The sequence below is a fragment of the Ruegeria sp. BE9 genome (assembly GCF_056538765.1).
This window is the reverse complement of the sequence record NZ_JBQFTS010000001.1, coordinates 777,341-795,918: the sequence shown is the minus strand read 5'-3', so window position 1 is coordinate 795,918 and position 18,578 is coordinate 777,341. Positions and strand designations below refer to the sequence as shown.

The window sequence follows — 18,578 nt, the reverse complement described above, 5'->3', positions numbered from 1 at the left end:
TGGTCATTGCCGCAATTCCGCATCATCATTGCTATACATCCCATTTGTGATGGCTTATGAGCCATTCCAACAGCACCTGAAGACGGGGAGTGAGCAGAATGTCTGACGATTTCGAACTGGACACCGATGATCTGAAACGGCGCATGGAAGGCGCTATGGGCAACCTCAGGACCGAATTCGCCTCGCTGCGGACAGGGCGTGCCTCGGCCTCGATGCTAGAGCCTGTCATGGTGGACGCATACGGTTCGATGACGCCGATCAACCAGGTCGGCACCGTTAATGTGCCAGAGCCGCGCATGGTTACAGTCAACGTCTGGGACAAAGGTCTGGTTGGCAAAGTTGAGAAAGCGATCCGTGAAAGCGGACTGGGCATCAACCCGCAGCTGAACGGTACAATCATCATGCTGCCGATTCCCGAGCTGAACGAAGAGCGCCGCCGTGAACTGGGCAAAGTTGCTGGCCAATACGCCGAAAGCGCTCGGGTCTCGATCCGTAATGTGCGCCGTGACGGGATGGACCAGATCAAGAAGGCAAAATCTGACGGAATGTCAGAAGATGACCAGAAATTCTGGGAAAGTGAAGTTCAGGATCTCACCGACGAGATGATCAAATCCGTTGACGCCGCGCTTGAAACCAAGCAGGCCGAGATCATGCAGGTCTAAAACCGGACCATGCTCAAATCCTCAGATAACACGCCTGCGAATGGGCCGCGTCACATCGCCATTATCATGGATGGCAACGGACGCTGGGCGCAGGCGCGTGGCAGGCCAAGGCTTTTTGGACACCACGCAGGGGCGCGTCGCGTTCGTGAGGTGGTTGAGGCCTGTCCGGGGTTGGGCGTAAAGTATCTAACAGTTTTCGCGTTTTCCACAGAGAATTGGAAACGCACTCAGGCTGAAGTCGCTGGACTAATGAGCCTTTTTCGCAGGTATATCATCAAGGAAACCCGGACTCTTAAGGAAAACGGGATCCGAGTGCGCTTTATCGGAGACCGCGTAAGGCTGGATTCCAAGCTCACTGGTTTGATGGATACCTTGGAGGAAGAGACCAAGAATAACGATCTGGTGCACCTAACTATCGCGCTGAATTACGGTGGCCGGGACGAGGTTGCTCGCGCAACGAAACGGCTGGCGCGAGATGTGGCGGACGGGCATTTGCGCCCTGAAGATGTGGATGAGGAAACTCTCCCCAAGTATCTGGATACACACGTTCTTCCTGATCCCGATCTTGTTATTCGGACGAGTGGCGAGGCTCGCATATCCAACTTCCTTCTTTGGCAGTCAGCTTATTCGGAATACGAATTCATCGATACGCTTTGGCCCGACTTCACGGCAGCTGAACTTGAACGTTTGTGTCGAAACTTCGGCACTCGTGACCGCCGTTTCGGAGCCGTTCCGGCATGAGTGATGGCCGATGGTCTGATCTAACCGCAAGGGTTCTGTCGGCATTGGTGCTGATCGCCATCGGCTCAGTCGAGGTCTGGCTCGGCGGCTTGTGGTTTGAAACCTTCATTGCCATTGCGTGCGGATTGATGACCTGGGAACTGGTCCGTATGATCGACCCTGACAAAAAGGGCATGGCCGTTCAGCTTGGTATTCTGACCGGGGTGGCCGTCATACTTAGCTACCATCTGCCGCCGCTCTATAAACTGCCATTTCTTCTGGCACCTGCTTTGGTCGGAGCAGGGCAGATCAGCAAGTCCAAAGGCACATACGCGATGTTTGCCTTCTGGATTGCGGCGGCCGGGCTTGGGTTCATCTCAATCCGCGAAAACATGGGCTTTGGCTGGATGGTCTGGTTAATCATGGTGGTCGTCGCAACTGACGTTGCCGGGTATTTCGTGGGAAAGACCTTTGGAGGACCGAAATTTTGGCCAAAGATCAGCCCAAAGAAGACTTGGTCCGGAACCGCCGGAGGCTGGGCGGCTGCCGCGATAGTAGGAGCGATCTTCGCGTTCCACGCCGGGTTTGGTATTTTGTTTGTCATCATCTCAGTGCTTGCGTCCATGGCCAGCCAGGCCGGCGACATCGTTGAAAGCGCCACGAAACGGAAATTTGGCGTTAAGGACAGCTCGAACCTCATACCAGGACATGGCGGTTTTCTTGACCGGTTCGACGGAATGATGGGGGCGGCTTTGTTTGTTCTGATCGCGGGGCTTATCTACTCACCCGGAGCCATGTAATGCGTAGAGTCTCTATTTTTGGCTCAACCGGATCCATTGGGCAGAATACGATTGATCTGATCGACCGCGATCCGTCTGCTTATGATGTTGTGGCTCTGACCGGCGGAGCTAACATTGAAAAACTGGCCGAAGACGCTCGGCGCCTGAACGCGGATCTGGCCGTCACAGCCCACGAAGATAGGCTTGAAGATCTGCGAAACGCGCTGTCTGGCAGCGGTGTCGAAGTCGCTGCGGGGCAGGCGGCTCTGACCGAAGCGGCAGCACGACCCGCAGAATGGGTCATGTCCGCGATCGTAGGCGCCGCTGGCCTACAACCTGGCCTCGAAGCGCTAAAACAGGGCGCAACATTGGCTTTGGCGAACAAAGAGACATTGGTTTGCGCAGGTGCTTTAGTGTTGGAGACAGCCAAAGCACACAACGCGCGACTTCTGCCAGTGGACAGTGAGCACTCAGCAGTGTTTCAAGCACTTGTTGGTGAGGACATGGATGCGGTTGAGCGTATCATCATCACCGCCAGCGGTGGTGCCTTCCGCGATTGGCCAATAAGTGATCTAGCCAGCGCAACAGTTGAACAGGCATCTAGTCATCCTAACTGGAATATGGGACAACGGATCACGATAGACAGCGCCTCGATGTTCAACAAAGCTCTAGAGCTGATTGAAACAAAAGAGTTCTTTGGCATCTCGCCGGAGCGCATCGAGGTTCTTGTACACCCTGAGTCAATCGTTCACTCGCTAGTTGGGTTCAACGACGGCGCGGTTATGGCCCACATGGGAGCACCAGACATGCGTCATGCAATCGGGTATGCTTTACACTGGCCAGAACGCCGGGATCTGCCCGTCGAACGCCTCAATCTCGCAAAGCTGGGCCAGTTGCGTTTTCAAGAACCCGATGAGGCACGGTACCCGGCGCTTCGACTGGCACGACAGGTGATGGAGCGCGGAGGACTGTCTGGAGCGATTTTCAACGCCGCCAAAGAACGCGCCCTTGACCACTTTATCGCTCGACAAGTTGGCTTTCTCGAAATGGCCGAAATCGTTGAGCATGTTTTGGAAAGGTTCGAGGCTGCAGACGGATTAATTGATGCACCTTTGAACCTTGATAACGTACTGCAAACGGACCAATTGGCACGTAAGTGGGCCGACGACGCCGTGACGCAAAGAGCAGGATAGAAACTTGGACGTACTCTCTCTGATCCCTCAATTCGGCAACCTGCTTTACACGATTATCGCGTTTGTCATCGCGTTGTCCGTCATTGTCGCAGTGCATGAGTATGGTCACTACATTGTCGGTCGATGGTCTGGTATTCATGCCGAAGTATTTTCGATCGGATTTGGGCCCGTCCTTTGGAGCCGCGTAGACAAGCGTGGAACACGTTGGCAAATCGCTGCATTACCCTTTGGAGGATACGTAAAGTTTCTGGGCGACGCCAACGCGGTGTCCGGCAAAGACGACGAAGCCATGACCGAGATTGTCGAGCAGTCTCCAGAAGAATTGCGTCGAACAATGCACGGAGCACCGCTTTGGGCGCGAGCGGCGACCGTGGCGGCTGGTCCGGTCTTTAACTTCGTCATGTCTATTCTTGTTTTTGGACTGATCTTCTTTTCTCAGGGCGTTACAAAAGAGCCTCTGACGGTCGGAAAACTGTTCTCACTGCCTGGTACAGTTCAAGGTCTTCAAGACGGTGACGAAATCGTTGCTATTGCGGGGCAAGAGGTTCCTGACTTCGATCAAGAGGGGGCCTGGAGTGGCTTCACAGATTCTCTACCGTTGGTACCCGAGTTGAATTACACCGTCATCCGGGACGGTCAGACAATGGATGTATCCGGCCCGTGGCTCTATCCGCCGCTCATCCAACAAGTCGCCCCGCGAAGTGCTGCGATGGATATCGATCTAAAGCGTGGTGACGTCATCACGGCAATCAACGGCGATCCGGTGTTCGCCTTTGAACAACTTAAAGAGCACGTCGAAAGCTCAAACGGTAAGGTTCTGCTTCTGAATGTTTGGCGGGACGGGGCGGACCTGGAGTTTGCGTTAGCTCCTCGTCGAACAGACGAACCGCAACCCGACGGCGGATTTGTTACCCATTGGCGCATTGGCATCGTTGGAGGCATGGCGCTAGAGCCCGCGACCGAACCTGCCGGCGTATTGGACTCTCTGTCTGGGGGCGTTCAGCAAACCTTGCGTGTTGTTGAGGGATCGCTTTCCGGTATCTGGCATATGGTGACCGGCGCAATCAGCACCTGCAACATGTCTGGGCCGATCGGGATCGCGGAAACCTCGGGAGCGATGGCAAGTCAGGGCGCTCAGAACTTCATTTTCTTCATTGCAGTTCTGTCCACTGCCGTGGGTTTACTTAACCTGTTCCCCATCCCAGCGTTGGACGGTGGGCATCTGGTATTTTACGCCTATGAAGCAGTGGCTGGTAAACCGCCAAGTGATGGTGTTTTGCGTGTACTGATGGGGTTGGGCGTTTCGATCATACTTGGACTTATGATCTTTTCAGTATCGAACGATCTCTTCTGCTAATTGTGGCAACCTCAACTCAACAATGCCGCATTTCTGCCAGATTCGACGCCTAGCTTATTTTGCGAAATTTAAATCGTGTCAGAGGTTGTGATGACCAAAGTTCTGCAGAAATCCGTTCGAAGCTTTAGCTTCCTTTTCATGTTGAACTGGGACTCGATCTTGTTCTTCGGCGCCACTGCGCTGGCGATGGTAGGGTGGGCGTATCTGATCCTCCTGTGATTCTCAGTTTGATGAGAAAACAACAATAAGCGGCCCTCTGGGCCGTTTTGTATTTTGGTCTTTTGACAAGAATACTTAATCTCGCTACTCAGCATTAAAGTCCAAAAATATTGGGTAGTGAAAAATATGACATATAGGCGAGGCGCGGGCACATCCTGCGGGGGACAAAAGCCGCAAGACAAGATTTTGTGGCGTACACTAGCTTTATTTTTCCTTGTTGCTGTAGTGAGTTTAATGCCCGTTCCAAGGGCAGCATGGGCACAATCTTTCACAATCAATTCGTTTGAAGTTGAAGGAAACCGCCGCATCGAAACCTCTACGATTATCGCTAGAACAGGGATCGAGCCGGGCCAAACAGTTAGCGCCGGACAGCTAAATGACGCCTTTCAGCGTTTGCTTGACAGTGGTGTTTTTGAGACAGTCGAATTGACGCCGCGCGGAAGCACATTGGTGATCGAGGTCGAGGAATACCCAACGATCAACCAGATCAACGTGGAAGGTAACCGCCGAGTAAAGGACGATGTTCTTCTCGAGGCAATCTCTTCCCAACCGCGTCGTGTGTTTACCCCTGAGGTTGCAGAGGCTGATGCCGATCTGATCGCTGAGATCTATTCATCTCAGGGACGTGTTTCGGCGACCGTAATACCTCGCATCATCCGCCGCAGCGATAACCGCGTAGACTTGGTGTTCGAAGTCGCCGAAGGAACAACGATCGAAGTTGAACGTGTGAGCTTTGTCGGCAACCGTGCTTATTCTGACCGTCGTTTGCGTCGGGTTCTGGAAACCAAGCAAGCCAACGTTTTGCGGACATTCCTGCGCGGCGATACTTTCATCGCTGACCGCATTGAGTTCGACAAACAAGTCATCCGGGACTTCTATCTATCCCGCGGCTACGTCGACTTCCGCGTGAACAGCGCAAATGTGGAATTCACCCAAGAGCGCGATGCCTTTTTCCTGGTGATGAACATCACCGAAGGGCAAAAGTTCTCTTTCGGGAATATCACAACTGTCAGTGAGATCCCGGGGGTGAATCCTGCTGATTACCAGAACGCTCTGAAAATCAAGCCAGGCGTAATCTATTCGCCTTCGCTGGTCGAAAACTCGATCGCTCGGATGGAGCGTCTGGGCATCAAGCAAGGTGTTGATTTTCTTCGGGTCGAACCACGTGTTACTCGTAATCCGAGGGACCTGACTCTGGACGTTCAATTCGTACTGACCCGCGGACCACGCATTTTTGTTGAGCGGATCGACATCGAGGGCAACACAACAACCCTTGACCGCGTTATCCGTCGTCAGTTCGACACTGTCGAAGGTGACCCGTTCAACCCACGCGAAATCCGGCAGGCAGCAGAGCGTATCCGTGCCCTCGGTTTCTTTGCGGTGGCAGATGTAGAGCCTCGCGAAGGATCAACGCCCAGCCAAGTAATTGTCGACGTTGACGTCGAAGAGCAGCCAACTGGCTCACTTAGCCTTGGTGGTAGCTACTCGGTCTCTGATGGCTTTGGTATCGCGATCGGTCTTAGCGAATCCAACTTCCTTGGACGCGGTCAAACCGTTGGCCTGACTTTGTCGACTGCTCAAGACTCCGAGCAATACACGTTGAGCTTTTCAGAGCCGTACCTTTTGGGACGTAAACTGCGTTTCGATCTTGGCCTCGGTCTGTCTTCGACAAACTCAAGCTTCGCAAGCTACGACACTGAGACCCTGTTCTTCCGGCCACAACTGAGCTACGCGATCGGCGAATTGTCATCGCTCCGCTTGCGCTATGGCTGGGAACGCAGCGAAATGACTCAGCAAGACGACGAGATAAACGGTGCTGTTATCGCGTCGGAAATTGCTCAAGGCGAACGCACAACAAGTTCGCTGGGCCTGTCCTACGTGTATGACAGCCGACTTGGCGGACTGAATCCAAACGCGGGTGTGTTGTTTGAGGTTGGTGTCGACGCAGCCGGTTTGGGCGGTGACAACGAGTTCTACAAGTCCACAGCTCGCGGTATCGCCCAGACACGTGTTTGGAACGAAGAAGTGGTTCTTCGTGCGACCTTGGAGTTGGGCGCGCTGCATTGGCGTGGAAATGACTTCAGCCGTACTCTTGACCGTTTCGTTCTGGGCCCCAGCACTTTCCGCGGTTTCGAGCCAGCAGGTATCGGCCCTCGTGACTTGTCAAATGGTCAAGACGATGCGATCGGCGGTAACTACTACTGGGTTGCCCGTTTCGAGTCAGATTTCCCATTGGGCTTGCCTGAAGAGCTGGGACTGCGGGGCGGCGTGTTCTATGATGTCGGTAACCTCTACAACATCGATGATGTGAACACAGCTGGCGCTGATATCGTCGGTGCTGACGGTTCAATTCGTCACGTGATTGGGGTGTCGGTTCTTTGGGAAACTCCGTTTGGCCCACTGCGGTTCAACTTCTCACAAGCTTTGAAGAAAGAAGACTTCGACAAAGAGCAGAACTTTGACCTGACTGTTCAGGCACGGTTCTGATCCTGAATGTCTGGAAAAGCAAAAGCGAAACGACAGGGCCCCTTGAGGGCCCTGTGCGTTTTTTTATTCTTGCTGGGGGTGGTTCCAGCAGCTGCGCAACAACTCGGTGTCCCGCAAAGCGGTGTTTTGACGATTTCAAGTGAACGACTGTTTGCGGACTCTGAGTTTGGCCAACGTGTCCTCAGGGAAATTGAAACTGAAGGTACTCTCCTAGCCGAAGAAAACGAGCGGATCGTGGCTGATCTGAGTCAGGAAGAAAAAGACCTGACCGAAAAACGCGCAAGCATGAAAGCCGAGGAATTTCGACCTCTTGCAGAAGCGTTTGACCTAAAGGTTCAAACTCATCGCGAAAGCCAACGTGCAAAGCTTGACGCGTTGGCTCGCCGCAGCGAAGAAGCTCAACAATTGTTTTTTGAGCTCGCGCAACCGGTTCTCATTGACCTTCTCCGGGAGACAGGGGCTTCGGTTGTAATCGAACGTTCCAGCGTTTTCCTAAGTTCTGACAGAACCGATGTGACGGACACTGCGATAAGCCGTATCAACGCGGAAATTGGTGACGGTAAACAGCTGGAAGACGAGAGCAGCGAATAGGGTCGCTTGCCCTTGGGCCGCGGTATTGCTAACCACGCGGAAATCAGAAATCCAGAACGGGACGACTAAATCATGAGCACGGAAACCAAGAGCGCCGACATTCAGCTGATCCAGCGGATATTGCCGCATCGTTACCCGTTTCTGCTGGTGGATAAAGTGGTGGATATCTCTGGCTATCAGTCGGCGGTTGGCGTCAAAAACGTCACAATGAACGAGCCGCATTTCCAAGGCCATTTCCCTGGAACGCCCATTATGCCTGGCGTGACCATCGTCGAAGCGATGGCCCAAACTGCCGGTGTGATGTTGGGCGTTGGTATGGACGTGATCGACAGCGAGTTGCTGATCTATTTCATGAACATCGACAAATGTAAGTTCCGCCGCAAGGTGATCCCCGGTGATGTGCTTGAGATGCACGTTGAAACCGTGCGCGGCAAAAAGGGCGGTAAGATCTTTAAGTTCAGCGGTCGTGCGACCGTTGACGGTGAAGTCGCGGCCGAAGCAGAGTTCTCGGCCTATGTCGATTGGGACATGGAAAAAACAACATGAGCGGCATCCACCCAAGTGCAATAATCGAAGACGGTGCGCAGATCGGCGAGGGCTGTATCATCGGCCCGTTTTGCTATGTTGGTGAACAAGTAAAGCTCGGCGATCGTGTTGAACTTAAGTCGCATGTGGTTGTGACCGGTGATACGTCAGTTGGCGACGAAACTGTGATCTTCAACTTCTCGGTAATTGGTGAAATTCCACAGGATTTGAAATTCGGTGGAGAGAACACTCGGCTCGAGATCGGAAAACGCAATCGCATCCGCGAACATGTCACGATAAATACGGGCACCGAAGGTGGCGGTGGAGTCACACGCATCGGAGATGATTGTCTCTTTATGGCCGGGGTCCATGTGGCTCATGATGTCCAGATCGGCAATCGGGTGATCATGGTGAACCACGCCGGCGCCGCAGGTCACTGTATCATCGAAGATGACGTCATCGTGGGCGGGATCTCCGGATTGCATCAATGGGTTCGGGTTGGCCGTGGCGCCATTATCGGTGCGCTGACAATGGTACCGAATGACGTGATTCCATACGGATTGGTTCAGGCTCCGCGCGGCGAACTGGATGGCCTCAACCTGGTAGGTCTGAAACGCAAAGGCGTTTCCCGCGAAGACATCTCGGCCCTTCGCGCGGCGTTTCGCGAACTGTCCAGAGGTGACGGTACCTTTATGGAGCGTGCGCACCGCGTTGGCACCGACAACGAAAGCGAATACGTGCAGCGGATTGTCGATTTCGTAACCGGACATTCGGACCGTTCGTTCCTGACACCGGGGAAGTAACCCAATGCTGGCGCTTATTGCTGGAACCGGAGCCCTACCGGATGAAGTCGTGAACTGCCTCGCAGATCGCCCCTTGGTTTGCGCAATGGAGGGCTTTTCTCCGGACACCTTGACGCCCGACATCACCTTCCCATTGGAACAGCTTGGCAGTTTCATTGCTGACTTGAAAACTCGGGGTGTGACGGAAATCTGTATGGCAGGGGCGGTTCGACGCCCCGTAGTCGATCCATCTCGGATTGATGCGGCCACCATGCCCTTGGTTCCTGTGCTTCAAAAAGCTCTCACGTCGGGCGATGATTCTGCACTGCGGGCTGTAATTGGAATATTTGAAGAGGCCGGATTTTCAGTACGCGCTGCGCACGAAATTGCTCCGAATTTGTTGCCCAAAATTGGATGCCTAACTGAAACACGTCCCTCTGATAACGATATGGCAGATGCAGATCGGGCTTCTGGGATTCTGCGCGCTATGGGCGCAGCGGATATCGGGCAAGCTTGCGCAGTCTTGAAGCAACAAGTCCTGGCAGTCGAGAGCATCTTTGGCACCGACTGGATGTTGCAGTCCCTCACTCAAAGGCCGGATGCCGGTGGCGGGGTGCTTTTCAAGGCACCAAAACCGAACCAGGATCGCCGTGCTGATTTGCCAACGATCGGCCCGGGAACTGTTGCTGCCTCCGTGGCCGCCGGTTTGACCGGTATAGTCATTGAAAAAGGCGGAGTGATCGTGTTGGAGCAGGAGCGTGTTGTAGAAGAGTGCAACCGCTTGGGCTTGTTCCTTTACGTACGCGAGCGGGCCAGCTGATGCGCGTGTTTGTGGTCGCCGGAGAACCATCGGGCGACCGCTTAGGCGGGGCGCTGATGGAAGGCCTGAAAAGCCTTGTACCCGACATTCAGTTTGACGGGGTAGGTGGCCCATTAATGCAGGCCCAAGGCCTGCAAAGCCAATTTCCAATGGCAGAGCTTTCGGTCATGGGGTTGGTTGAGGTGCTCCCCAAGTTCTTCCATTTGAAACGTCGGATTTCCGAAACGGCACAAGCCGTTCTGGATAAACAACCAGACGTTTTGATTACTATCGACAGCCCGGACTTCTCATTGCGGGTGGCAAAGCTGGTTAAGGCGCAAAGCGAGATCAGAACCGTTCACTATGTGGCCCCTAGTGTTTGGGCATGGCGACCGGGCCGTGCCGATAAGATGGCTAAGGTGATTGACCACGTTCTAGCACTTCTTCCATTCGAGCCGCCGTATATGGAGCGCGCAGGTATGGAGTGCGATTTTGTCGGGCATCCTGTTGCCAGCGAGCCGGTCGCAACGGATCGGGATATCGCGGCGTTCCGTGAGAAACACGGTTTGGGGGACGCTCCGGCTATTCTGGCTCTTCCGGGATCGCGCGGCGGTGAAATCAATCGGCTTGCACCGGTTTTTGGCGACGCGTTGCGTCAGCACCTCCATGATCAGCCAGATACGCGCGTGGTAGTGCCTGCGGTGGCTCATATGGTGGATACTGTCACTGAGCACCTCCAAGCATGGCCGGGAAATCCCGTTGTTGTCGATCCTAGGAACATTCCTTCTGACGAGGCTGTTCGGCAAAAACGCGCAGCCTTTGGTGCAGCTGACTTGGCACTTGCGGCTTCTGGAACAGTTTCTTTGGAATTGGCAGCTCAGGCCACGCCAATGGTCATTGCCTATAAGCTAAGCTGGCTGACACAGCAAATGGCTGAGCGAATGGTTAAGTTGGACACCGTCACTCTGGTTAACTTGGTGTCTGAGACACGGACGGTACCAGAATGTCTGCTAGATGACTGCAAACCAGATCGAATTGCTGAAGCATTGAGAAGGGTAGCCGAAGAACCAAACGCTCAGCGTGATGCAATGGCGATCACGATGAAGAGGTTAGGGCGCGGAGGCGAGGCCCCTGGATTGCGCGCGGCCAAGGCCGTTTTGGCGCGGATGGATCGCTGATGTTAGACCTCATGATTTTTGGTCTGTCGGCCTTCATGGCTCAGATCATGACCAACCTGGACAATCTGGCAGCATTGCTGGCCCTAATGCTCGTCTCAGGTGCAAAGCGTTCCGTATTCGGTTTTCTGTTGGCCCAAACGATCATAATCAGCGCCGCTTTGTTCGTCGCGATGGGGGTGGACGATGTTGTGCCCCATTGGGCCGGATATCTTGGCGTTATACCTCTTGGACTGGGTACACTAGCGCTCATCCGGCGATACAGAGGAACTGACAAAAGTGCGGATCCACATTTGGAGACCGGCGCGTCCGTTGTTGTGGTCACGCTTTTGTTTATCAGCCTGTCGATGGATACGTTTGCTGTCCTTGCGCCTCTTTTAGCTGACTCTGCACCGGGCTTCCGCGCCGCAGGCGTTACTGGTGCAACTCTTGCAGCGCTTGGCCTGGCGGCACTGGCTATGTTCGGAAGCAAAGCTCCTTTTATGAGCGGAGCATTTGCTAGAAGGCTAGAGGCCCTTGTTCCTTATGTGATGATTTGTGCCGGGCTCTATATCCTCAGCAACTCTTGGACGGACGCCGTTTAATACCCGCGCCAAATCCAACCGCCGCCAAAGATCCGACTGCCTTCAGATGCATAGAACACACAGGCCTGGCCTGGTGACACGCCTTCCTCAGGAGTTAGCAACTCTACCTCGGCAGTCGTATCTGACAACGGACGTATAATCGCTTCGCGTGGGGGTCGGGTCGAACGAACTTTGACCAACACGTGCCATTCATCCCGAGACGTAAAGTCTTCATCACCCAGCCAGTTGATTTCACGAACAGGTATGGTTCGCGTAGCCAACAGCTCTTTGGGTCCAACAACAACCTGCTTTTTGTCAACGTCCAGTTTCACGACATACAATGGTTCGCTAAGGCCACCGATCCCCAGACCACGGCGTTGACCGATAGTGTAGTGAATGACACCGTTATGCTGCGCCAGTACCCGGCCATCTGCGTGCACGATCTCACCCGGTTCGGCTGCGCCAGGACGCAGTTTCTCAATGACGCTCGCGTAGTTGCCATTGGGCACGAAACAGATGTCCTGACTATCAGGCTTGTCGGCAACCGCAAGACCATACTGCGCCGCCATTTCGCGGGTAGCGTCCTTCGAGGGCAAGTGGCCCAGCGGAAAACGCAGGAAATCCAGTTGCTCAGGTGTGGTCGAGAACAGGAAGTAGGACTGGTCTCGGTTCGCATCCTCAGCACTGTGAAGTTCCGGACCGTTTGGACCCATTTTGCGCTGAATGTAATGACCGGTCGCCATACAATCGGCCTCAAGGTCTTTGGCGGTTTCCAATAGATCCTTGAACTTCACACGTTCGTTGCAGCGGATACAGGGGACAGGAGTCGCTCCCGCCAGATAGCTATCGGCGAACTCGTCGATGACCGCATCCTTGAAGATGTTTTCGTAGTCCAGAACGTAATGCGGGAAGCCGCGTTCCTCGGCCACGCGACGCGCATCGTGGATGTCGATCCCAGCACAGCAAGCACCTTTTTTAGCGAGCGCTGCGCCATGATCATATAACTGCAAGGTTACGCCAACGACGTCGTATCCTTGGTCGGCAAGATGTGCCGCTACAACGGAACTATCCACGCCACCGGACATGGCTACCACGACCCGTGTCTCAGACGGGGGTTTGGCAAAGCCAAGCGAGTTCAGCGGTGTCTCGGTATCGAGGGCCATAACGATTCCAGTGCGGGTTAAGAAAGACCGGCAGAATATAGGAAAATTCTACACACTCTCAAGAGGCGGTTTCACCCTGCATTAAGTACGTTGGTGTCAGCTTTGTCGCAGCACGAAGAGGACCGAAAGATGTATTTGCACAAAGTAGAGGGACCGAGGTCCGTAACCCTTCCAGATGGAACGGTTTTATCGAGAGCCGATTTGCCGCCCGAGGATACAACCAGGTGGGTTGCCTCAAGGAAAATAACCGTTGTTCGCGGCGTTTTGTACGGCCTGATTTCACTTTCAGACGCCAAGAAACGTTATGGGCTGAGTGACGAAGAGTTCAATTCCTGGGTTTCCGCTGTTGCAGAGCACGGAACTGACGCCTTGAAAGTCACCGCGCTAAAAAGATATCGACAACCTAAAGATGAAAGTGAATAAAAGATTCAACGGTAACGTCAGATTAACCATTTTTGATCAGGCTCAGATTCAATTGGTAAATTGACCCGAATTGGAGCATTTCATGCGTATACTTCTTGTCGAGGATGATCCGACAACGTCTAAAAGCATCGAGTTGATGCTGACGCACGCTAACCTCAATGTTTATGCGACAGACCTTGGTGAGGAAGGCATCGATCTTGCAAAGCTCTATGACTACGACTTGATTCTTCTGGATTTGAACCTGCCAGACATGAACGGGCATGAGGTTTTGCGTCAACTGCGTATAGCGCGTGTAGAAACGCCGATTCTGATCCTTTCCGGTGCGGATGATACAGAAAGTAAGATTAAGGGCTTCGGCTTTGGGGCCGATGATTACATGACCAAACCCTTCCATCGCGAAGAGTTGGTTGCCCGCATCCACGCAATTATTCGGCGTTCCAAAGGGCATTCGCAGTCCATTATTCACACAGGGCGTGTGGCTGTGAATCTGGATGCCAAAACTGTCGAAGTAGACGAAAAAACCGTCCACCTAACCGGCAAAGAGTACCAAATGCTCGAGCTTTTGAGCTTACGAAAAGGCACAACCCTGACAAAGGAAATGTTCCTGAACCACCTATATGGCGGCATGGACGAGCCCGAACTGAAAATCATCGACGTTTTTATCTGCAAGCTAAGGAAAAAGCTCAGCAATGCTACTGGCGGTGAAAACTACATTGAGACCGTCTGGGGCAGGGGTTACGTGCTGCGCGATCCCCAAAGCAACAGGATGGACGAAACCCGAATGGCTGTAGGTGCCTGAGAAGATAACAAACGGTCGCTGCTGGTCCGGGGCGACCCCCTCACTCACTGAACAGCACATCTGGACCTAGCCATGACCTCGCCCTATCACTGAGGTCCAAGAATACGTGACAGGGCGAGGCCATGAGCAAATTGATTCCGGTATCTGAGCTGACTGAAGAGGCCTCGAAAGCCGAGTTGGAACGCCTGGCGGAGCAAATTTCCCGCGCCAATACTCTGTACCACGGTCAGGACGCCCCTGAGATTTCTGACGCGGACTACGACGCACTCAAGCGTCGCAACGCCGAAATCGAAACCCGGTTCCCTCACCTCAAACGCAAAGACAGCCCATCAGAACAGGTGGGTGCACGTCCTGCAGACGGTTTTTCGAAAGTCGTCCATGCGGTTCGAATGATGTCGCTGGGAAATGCGTTTGAGAACGAAGACGTCCAGGATTTTGACCGCTCGATTCGAAAGTACCTCGGTCTGGAGGCTACAGCACCCTTAGCATTTACAGCAGAACCAAAGATTGACGGTCTGTCTTTGTCACTGCGATATGAAAGGGGCAAACTTATTCAGGCAGCAACCCGCGGGGATGGTGAGGTTGGCGAGAACGTCACCGCCAATGCGCTTACTATTTCAGACATACCCCAAATTCTCGAAGGTGCACCGGATGTTCTCGAGGTTCGCGGCGAAGTCTACATGTCACATGATGACTTTGAAAACCTGAATGCGCGACAGGCCGAAGCTGGTGACAAGCCCTTTGCGAACCCTCGCAATGCAGCGGCTGGTTCACTCAGACAGTTAGACTCTTCAATCACACGCGCGCGGCCACTCAGGTTTTTTGCATATGCTTGGGGTGAGCTTTCCGAACCTTTGGCCGATACGCAAATTGGTGCCATTAAGCGTCTGGCTAAGCTAGGTTTTTCAACCAACCCACTAACGCAGCTTTGCCAAACGACCGAGCAGTTGTTGGAACATTACCGTGACATCGAAGAACAACGCTCAACGCTGGGCTACGATATTGATGGGGTCGTGTACAAAGTCAACGACCTGTCCCTTCAATCACGTTTGGGTTTTCGTTCCACAACGCCTCGATGGGCAATAGCTCACAAGTTCCCAGCCGAGCTAGCTTGGACGCGATTAGAAGCAATCGACATTCAGGTGGGGCGGACAGGGGCGCTTAGCCCCGTCGCGCGCCTACACCCTGTAACCGTCGGAGGCGTCGTGGTTTCCAATGCAACTTTGCACAATGAGGACTATATCGCCGGCAAGGACGCAAAGGGAGGAACGATCCGCGATGGAAAGGACATTCGCGTCGGTGATTGGGTTCAAGTCTATCGTGCGGGTGACGTGATCCCAAAGATCGCCGATGTAGACATTTCAAAGCGTCCGGACGGTGCCGGACCGTTTTTGTACCCTACATCGTGCCCAGAATGCGGCAGCGACGCGGTACGAGAAGAGGGCGACGCCGTGCGTCGCTGCACGGGCGGCGTAATTTGCCCCGCACAGGCCATGGAAAAATTGAAACATTTTGTGTCTCGAAAAGCCTTTGATATCGAGGGGCTTGGAGCGAAGCAGATCGAAATGTTCTATGATGACCAAGACCTTCCCGTCAGAACGCCCGTGGACATTTTTACCCTTCAAGAGCGGGACGCAGCGAACTTAAGCAAGTTGGCCAAACGCAAAGGCTGGGGTCAGCAAAGCGCTAATAACCTTTGGGCTGCAATTGACGAAAAGCGCAGCATTCCATTTGGTCGCCTCCTGTTCGCGCTAGGTATCCGTCACATGGGCGAGGCTGCCTCGAACCTGATCGCCACTCACTACGGATCATGGCCGGAGTTTGAGAGATCCGTAACTGCAGCCGCTGGATTTGATGGGCCAGAATGGGAAGACCTTTTGAGCGTAGACGGTATCGGTGAAGTCATGGCCCGCGCGTTGGTGTCAGCTTTTGCGCAGGATGCAGAGCGCGACAGTATTGACGCACTTGTACAGCAGTTGAATGTCCAAGAAGCTAAGAGACCCGATACTTCGGGCAGTCCAGTTGCTGGCAAGACTGTGGTATTTACCGGCACTTTGGAAAAAATGACACGCGCCGAGGCCAAAGCCCGGGCCGAGGCTTTGGGTGCAAAAGTCTCTGGTTCAGTTAGTAAGAAAACAGACATTTTGGTGGCCGGTCCGGGCGCTGGATCAAAGGCTAAGAAAGCCGCAGAACTGGGAATTGAAACTCTGGACGAAGACGGTTGGATTCAGCTGATCGGAAACGCATGAGCGGCCGACCGGAAATTCTGTTCCCCCTTTTTGCCAGCCTCGAAACGTTGGATGGTATTGGGCCGAAGACTGCTCAGACCCTGATGCAGGCTGGGACGGACTCTCCGCGCGATGTTCTGTTCAGCTTGCCATATGCGGTCATAGACAGAAGGCGACGCGATACGATTCACGGTGTCGATTTGCCCGCGACCCTAACGGTTGAAGTAACCGTCGGCGCGCATCGGCCTGCGCGAAACAAAGGTGGCGCTTATCGTGTGCATGTCGAAGACAGCCAGGCAGACTTCCAGTTAGTTTTCTTTCACGCACGCGGCGACTATCTGAAGCGCGTGCTGCCTGAAGGTGGGCGAAGAGTAATATCGGGTAAACTGGAGTTGTTTGATGGGGTCGCACAGATGGTGCACCCGGATTACATTCTTCCGATTGAAGAGGCGCAGGGTATCCCGGAATTCGAACCGGTTTACCATCTGACACAAGGGATCACCCAAAAGACGGCCTATAAGGCAGCCCGAAGCGTTCTAGCCCGAACCCCGGATCTAGCCGAGTGGATAGACCCAGCTTTGGTGTCGCAAAAGAACTGGCCGAGTTGGGAATCTGCAACTTCAAAAGCCCATAATCCTCATGGCGCGGATGACGTGGCAACGTTCGCTCCACCACGGGAACGCTTGGCGTATGATGAACTGTTCGCGCATCAGATGACTTTGGCCCTTGCTCGACAAAGGGAGCGTAAAGCCAAAGGTGTTGTCAGCATTGGGACTGGTAAACTGCAATCAAGGGTCCTGAAAAGCCTGCCATATAAACCGACCGGAGCTCAGATGCGCGCGATCGGTGATATCTCCGGCGATATGGCGTCGGACGCGCGCATGAATCGACTGCTTCAAGGTGATGTGGGGGCCGGTAAAACGCTGGTTGCCTTTATGGCTTTGCTCATTGCCGTCGAAGCTGGGGGCCAGGGCGTGATGATGGCTCCAACCGAAATCTTGGCGAGGCAACATCTTGAAGGACTGCGCCCGCTTGCAGAAGAGGCCGGTGTGGTACTGGAGATCCTGACAGGACGGGACAAAAGCACAGAACGACGGGCAAAATTAGCGGCATTAGAAAACGGTGATATTCATATCCTTGTAGGTACCCATGCCGTTTTCCAAAGTGACGTCGTATTCAAGGCGCTGCGGCTGGCAATCGTAGATGAGCAACACCGTTTTGGCGTCCGTCAACGTATGGAATTGTCGGAAAAAGGGCAGGGGGCGGATGTCTTGGTTATGACCGCGACACCAATTCCTCGCAGCCTTGCTCTGGCACAATACGGCGACATGGACGTTTCCGTTCTGGACGAAAAACCGCCGGGCCGAAAACCTATTAAAACCGCAGTCGTTAGCACCGAAAGGATGGAGGAAGTCGTTGACCATCTACGTCGTGCAATCGATGAAGGCCGTCAGTGCTATTGGGTCTGCCCTCTGGTCGATGAATCCGAGGTATCTGACCTGACTGCGGCCGAGGAACGATTCAAACGTTTACGCGCGATCCTAGGCGATGGCACAGTGGGTCTGGTCCATGGTCAGATGCCATCTGCCGACAAAGACGCTGCCATGAAGGCTTTTCAAGAAGGACGAACCAAGGTTCTGGTTGCCACAACGGTAATCGAGGTCGGTGTCAATGTTCCCAACGCATCGATTATGGTTATCGAAAGGGCGGAAATTTTCGGGTTGGCACAGTTGCACCAACTTCGAGGACGTGTAGGCCGCGGTGAAGCGGAATCCACTTGCTTGCTGATGTACCAGCCACCGTTGAGTGAAGGCGGTCGCAAGCGCTTGGAAGTTCTCAGAGAAACCGAAGACGGGTTCAAGATTTCGGAAACGGATCTTCAGATGCGCGGAGCCGGTGATCTCATTGGGACAGCACAATCCGGGCTACCCAAATTCCGGATTGCAGACTTGGAACGGCAAGCCGGCTTGATGGCCATAGCCCAGACCGATGCCCGTGCGCTGCTGTCCGCGGACCCGAAACTGAGTACCCCCCGTGGGCAGGCGGCGCGTGTTCTCTTGTGGTTGATGAAACAGGATCAAGCAATCCGTTTGATTTCAGTGGGTTAACCAAA

Annotated in this window: 18 protein-coding genes; 17 read left to right on the top strand and 1 reads right to left on the bottom strand. The window is 53.9% G+C overall.

Annotated elements, in window-relative coordinates; all coding sequences use genetic code 11:
• Positions 1-98 precede the first annotated feature (98 nt).
• The 13 genes from frr to ACR0EO_RS03825 all read left to right on the top strand — a co-directional run bounded on the left by frr (position 99) and on the right by ACR0EO_RS03825 (position 11,873).
• Positions 99-662 carry a ribosome recycling factor gene (gene frr, locus ACR0EO_RS03885; protein ID WP_480687194.1) on the top strand — a complete coding sequence of 188 codons (564 nt, stop codon included), beginning with the start codon at positions 99-101 and terminating at the stop codon, positions 660-662.
• A 9-nt stretch (positions 663-671) separates the two neighbouring features.
• Positions 672-1,403 carry an isoprenyl transferase gene (locus ACR0EO_RS03880; protein ID WP_480687193.1) on the top strand — a complete coding sequence of 244 codons (732 nt, stop codon included), beginning with the start codon at positions 672-674 and terminating at the stop codon, positions 1,401-1,403.
• A complete protein-coding gene (locus ACR0EO_RS03875; protein WP_480687191.1) occupies positions 1,400-2,182 on the top strand; it encodes a phosphatidate cytidylyltransferase in 783 nt (260 codons plus the stop codon). The genes ACR0EO_RS03880 and ACR0EO_RS03875 overlap by 4 nt, the downstream gene beginning before the upstream one ends.
• Positions 2,182-3,354, top strand: a complete 1,173-nt coding sequence (gene dxr / locus ACR0EO_RS03870; RefSeq protein WP_480687189.1) for a 1-deoxy-D-xylulose-5-phosphate reductoisomerase — start codon at positions 2,182-2,184, stop codon at positions 3,352-3,354. Before ACR0EO_RS03875 ends, dxr begins: the two co-directional genes overlap by 1 nt.
• Before the next feature lie 4 nt (positions 3,355-3,358).
• The gene (gene rseP / locus ACR0EO_RS03865; protein ID WP_480687187.1) at positions 3,359-4,711 is read left to right on the top strand and encodes an RIP metalloprotease RseP; all 1,353 of its coding nucleotides are present in this window, start codon (positions 3,359-3,361) and stop codon (positions 4,709-4,711) included.
• A gap of 90 nt (positions 4,712-4,801) precedes the next feature.
• A complete protein-coding gene (locus ACR0EO_RS03860; RefSeq protein ID WP_480687185.1) occupies positions 4,802-4,930 on the top strand; it encodes a hypothetical protein in 129 nt (42 codons plus the stop codon).
• Positions 4,931-5,056: 126 nt separating this feature from the next.
• Complete coding sequence (bamA, locus tag ACR0EO_RS03855) at positions 5,057-7,417, top strand: outer membrane protein assembly factor BamA (protein WP_480687183.1); 2,361 nt, start codon at positions 5,057-5,059, stop codon at positions 7,415-7,417.
• Positions 7,418-7,423: 6 nt separating this feature from the next.
• On the top strand, positions 7,424-8,008 hold the full coding sequence (locus ACR0EO_RS03850) for an OmpH family outer membrane protein (protein WP_480687181.1): 585 nt from the start codon (positions 7,424-7,426) through the stop codon (positions 8,006-8,008).
• A gap of 72 nt (positions 8,009-8,080) precedes the next feature.
• The gene (fabZ, locus tag ACR0EO_RS03845) at positions 8,081-8,554 is read left to right on the top strand and encodes a 3-hydroxyacyl-ACP dehydratase FabZ (protein ID WP_480687179.1); all 474 of its coding nucleotides are present in this window, start codon (positions 8,081-8,083) and stop codon (positions 8,552-8,554) included.
• On the top strand, positions 8,551-9,336 hold the full coding sequence (lpxA, locus tag ACR0EO_RS03840; protein ID WP_480687177.1) for an acyl-ACP--UDP-N-acetylglucosamine O-acyltransferase: 786 nt from the start codon (positions 8,551-8,553) through the stop codon (positions 9,334-9,336). Before fabZ ends, lpxA begins: the two co-directional genes overlap by 4 nt.
• A gap of 4 nt (positions 9,337-9,340) precedes the next feature.
• Positions 9,341-10,135 carry an LpxI family protein gene (locus ACR0EO_RS03835; protein ID WP_480687175.1) on the top strand — a complete coding sequence of 265 codons (795 nt, stop codon included), beginning with the start codon at positions 9,341-9,343 and terminating at the stop codon, positions 10,133-10,135.
• The gene (lpxB, locus tag ACR0EO_RS03830) at positions 10,135-11,292 is read left to right on the top strand and encodes a lipid-A-disaccharide synthase (protein WP_480687173.1); all 1,158 of its coding nucleotides are present in this window, start codon (positions 10,135-10,137) and stop codon (positions 11,290-11,292) included. Before ACR0EO_RS03835 ends, lpxB begins: the two co-directional genes overlap by 1 nt.
• Positions 11,292-11,873 (top strand): cadmium resistance transporter, encoded by a 582-nt coding sequence (locus ACR0EO_RS03825; protein WP_480687171.1) that lies wholly within the window; start codon positions 11,292-11,294, stop codon positions 11,871-11,873. Before lpxB ends, ACR0EO_RS03825 begins: the two co-directional genes overlap by 1 nt.
• On the opposite strand, the gene mnmA is transcribed toward ACR0EO_RS03825, so the two are convergent.
• Complete coding sequence (mnmA, locus tag ACR0EO_RS03820; RefSeq protein WP_480687169.1) at positions 11,870-13,015, bottom strand: tRNA 2-thiouridine(34) synthase MnmA; 1,146 nt, start codon at positions 13,013-13,015, stop codon at positions 11,870-11,872. The two genes, ACR0EO_RS03825 and mnmA, sit on opposite strands and share 4 nt — an antisense overlap.
• 129 nt (positions 13,016-13,144) lie before the next feature.
• Here mnmA and sciP point away from each other — a divergent pair, with 129 nt between their 5' ends.
• The 4 genes from sciP (at position 13,145) to recG (ending at position 18,573) form a co-directional block, all read left to right on the top strand.
• Positions 13,145-13,438 carry a CtrA inhibitor SciP gene (gene sciP / locus ACR0EO_RS03815; protein WP_480687167.1) on the top strand — a complete coding sequence of 98 codons (294 nt, stop codon included), beginning with the start codon at positions 13,145-13,147 and terminating at the stop codon, positions 13,436-13,438.
• Positions 13,439-13,520: 82 nt separating this feature from the next.
• A complete protein-coding gene (ctrA, locus tag ACR0EO_RS03810) occupies positions 13,521-14,237 on the top strand; it encodes a response regulator transcription factor CtrA (protein WP_480687165.1) in 717 nt (238 codons plus the stop codon).
• A gap of 122 nt (positions 14,238-14,359) precedes the next feature.
• The gene (gene ligA / locus ACR0EO_RS03805) at positions 14,360-16,486 is read left to right on the top strand and encodes an NAD-dependent DNA ligase LigA (RefSeq protein ID WP_480687162.1); all 2,127 of its coding nucleotides are present in this window, start codon (positions 14,360-14,362) and stop codon (positions 16,484-16,486) included.
• Complete coding sequence (gene recG / locus ACR0EO_RS03800) at positions 16,483-18,573, top strand: ATP-dependent DNA helicase RecG (RefSeq protein WP_480687160.1); 2,091 nt, start codon at positions 16,483-16,485, stop codon at positions 18,571-18,573. The genes ligA and recG overlap by 4 nt, the downstream gene beginning before the upstream one ends.
• Positions 18,574-18,578 lie beyond the last annotated feature (5 nt).